The 2,983-nt window shown below is 62.6% G+C and carries 3 protein-coding genes; all 3 read right to left on the bottom strand.

Annotated elements, in window-relative coordinates; all coding sequences use genetic code 11:
• Window positions 1–718 (bottom strand): acyl-CoA dehydrogenase family protein (locus tag EOD07_RS28830; RefSeq protein ID WP_245470536.1); only part of this gene is annotated, 718 nt, incomplete at its 3' end.
• Between the two features lie 148 nt (window positions 719–866).
• Window positions 867–2,444, bottom strand: coding sequence for a class I adenylate-forming enzyme family protein (locus EOD07_RS28825; RefSeq protein WP_127237774.1), 1,578 nt, complete (start codon window positions 2,442–2,444; stop codon window positions 867–869).
• A 51-nt stretch (window positions 2,445–2,495) separates the two neighbouring features.
• Window positions 2,496–2,983, bottom strand: a 488-nt coding sequence (locus EOD07_RS28820) for a zinc-binding dehydrogenase (protein WP_164772630.1), incomplete at its 5' end; no start/stop codon positions are given.

Genomic DNA, 2,983 nt, shown 5'->3' with positions numbered 1-2,983 from the left:
GCCCCAGGCGGGCCTGCGCGATGGCGAACCCGGCCCCCTCCTCCCCAAGGAGATTCGTGACCGGCACGCGGACATTTTCGAAGCGCACCTCGCAATGCCCTTCGGGCGAATGGTGGTGCATCAGGGTGACATCGCGCACAACGCTGAATCCGGGCGTGCCCGCAGGCACGATCACGAAGGAATGCCTGTTATGTTTCGGCGCATCCGGCGACCTGTCCGAAACCCCGAAAACCAGGGTGAAGGCAAAGAGCGGATGCAGCGCGCCGGTCGTGAACCATTTGCGGCCGTTGATGACGAAGTGGTCGCCGTCGCGATCGATCGTGGTGGCAAGGTTGGTCGGATCCGACGATGCCACGTCGGGCTCGGTGATGGACACGCCCGACCGTATCTTGCCGTGCAGCAGCGGATTGAGCCATTGCTCCCGCTGGGCGGGCGTGGCGAACATGTGGAGAATTTCCATGTTGCCCGTGTCCGGCGCGCTGCAATTGAACACCTCGGAGGCCCAGGGCACGCGGCCCATGATCTCGGCAAGAGGCGCGTAGTCCACGTTGCTGAGCGCCGTCCCCGGTTCGTCTGGACGCAGCGCGGGAAGGAACAGGTTCCAGAGCCCTGCGCTCCTGGCCTTTTCCTTCAGCGGCTCGACCACTTCGCTTGGATAGATGCCGGAGTGGACGATCTCATGCCAGCGTCGGTCGTTGGGCAGGATATGCTCTTCCATGAACCGGTTGAGCTCCGTCCTGAAGGACTGCACCTTTGGCGAATATTCGAAGTTCATCATCTTCCTTTCCGTCATGACGTCCGATCGAGGATTTCTTCAGGGCGCTCCGCAAGCTCTCGACTTGCCTGAAATACGCGACCTCGACCGCCTACCCGGTGATCAGCGCCCGCAGCGCGTTCTTGAGAACCTTGCCGTTGGCGTTGCGGGGTAACGGTTCCTTGAGGAAGGTTACGCCGTCCGGCACCTTGTAGTCGGACAGACGCTCGGCGCAGAAATGCTTGACGGCAGCCTCGTCGCTCAGCGAGCCGTCGCTGTAGATGAAGGCATGCACCCGTTCGCCCAGGATCGGATCCGGCTTGCCCACGACCGCGCTTTCGACGAGGCCCGGTATATGGGCGAGCGTGCTTTCGACCTCGATGCAGTAGACCTTGAAGCCGGCCCTGTTGATCATGTCCTTCTTGCGGTCGAAGACGTAGACATAGCCTTGCTCGTCCTTCGATCCGATGTCGCCGGACACCCAATAGCCCATGACGAAACCGGCCTTGTTGCCCGCGGGATTGTCCCAATATCCCGGGACGACGACGGCGCCGCCGATCAGCAGCTCGCCGCTCTGCCCCGGTGGAACTTCACGGCCTTCATCGTCGACGACGATGATGTCGGCGCAGGGCAGGACCTTGCCCACCGAACTCGGCGCCTTGGTGATGTCGCCAAGCGGCATCATCGTCACGGGCGAGCTTGTTTCGGTCGAGCCGTAGACGTTGCACAAAGTGAGGTTGGGCAGCGCGGCCGCAAGGCGCTCGATCGTAGCCTCCGGCATTGCCGCTCCTCCGAACCCGGCTACCTTCCAGTTGGAGAGATCGAACTGCATGAAATCGGGATCGAGCAGCAGCAGGTTGTAGATCGCGGGGACGACGACGGTGAAGTTGATCTTCTCGCGGGAGGCAAGCTCGAGGAACTGGCGTGCCTTGAAGGCACGCTGGATCACGGTGCAGCCCGCGACGCGCATCGCGGTCAGGATGATGGCGACCAGCCCGGTCACGTGTGAGGCCGGCACGGCCAGCATCGCTATGTCGCCTTCGGCGATCGCAAAGCCAAGCTGGTAGTGGAGCAACGTGTGGATCGTGCTCACATGGGTGAGCATGGCTCCTTTCGGCTTGCCGGTGGTGCCGGATGTGTAGAGCAGGCAGTAGGTATCCTCCTCGGCGACATCGGGAAACGCCACAGCGGGGCGTTCGCCAAACAGGTCGCCGAAAGGCTCGCCACGGCCGTCTCCCACGACATAGGCATGGCGCAAAGAGCCGACCGCCTCGGCCGTCGGAACATTCGCCTCATATTCCGCGTCGTAGATGATCCCGGACGCCGTGCATTGATTGAGGACGAATTCAACCTCCGGAAGCTTCTGGCGGATGTTCATCGGCACGGAGATGAGGCCGGCGCGCGCCGCGCCCAGGATCGAATAGACGAATTCGAGACCGTTGCCGAGAAGCAGTGCCAGCCGGTCTCCTTTCCTGAAACCCGCATGGACCAGGTTCCTTGCGACCAGCTCCGCCCTGGCATCCAGTTCACGGTAGGTAACCCGCTGCTCTTCGAACACCAGGGCGATCCGGTCCGGAGCCCGCTGAACGGCGCTGCGGAACATCTCGTCCATGTTGCCCGGCCTGTCGATGAAACAGCGCACTATGCGTTCACCGTAGCGAACCTCATGACGCATCGCTGGAACCGGCATTTTTTGACCTCCCTTGGAAATTAGCGGCCGACATGCTTCGGCCATGCCCTCTTATGGAACCGTGATGACCACCTTCCCCGTCACGCTTCTGGAGGCGAGCAGCTTCAAAGCCTCGGCAGTATCCGCAAGGGGGAAAACGCGATGGACCAACGGTTTGATCTTTCCGGCGGCGTAGAACGCGAGCAATTCGCTCACCGCCTCGGCGTGGCGCGCCGGGTCGCGCTCGATCGCCGCGCCCCAGAACACGCCACGGATGTCGCAGCTCTTCAGCAGGGGCAGGTTGAGCGGAATGCTTGCGATGCCCGCCGGAAATCCGACGACAAGATAGCGCCCCTCCCAGGCGATCGCGCGCAAGGCCGGCTCGCTATATTCGCCTCCGACCGGGTCGTAGACAACGTCGGCGCCTTGTTCTCCGCACGCCGCCTTGAACTGGCCGGCAAGGCGCTTCTGTCCGTCCTTCTGCAACGCGCCGGTTTCATAGAGAACCGTGCCGTCGGCACCGAGCGAACGTGTCGCGGCAAGCTTGTCCTCACTCGACG

The organism is Mesorhizobium sp. M2C.T.Ca.TU.002.02.1.1 (assembly GCF_003997225.1).
Note: the sequence above shows the minus strand (reverse complement) of the source record. Positions and strands in the feature narration are given on the sequence as shown.

Excerpts from the sequence above, each read along its gene's own strand:
- EOD07_RS28825 (WP_127237774.1), bottom strand. The coding sequence starts at position 2,444 with ATGCCGGTTCCAGCGATGCGTCATGAGGTTCGCTACGGTGAACGCATA.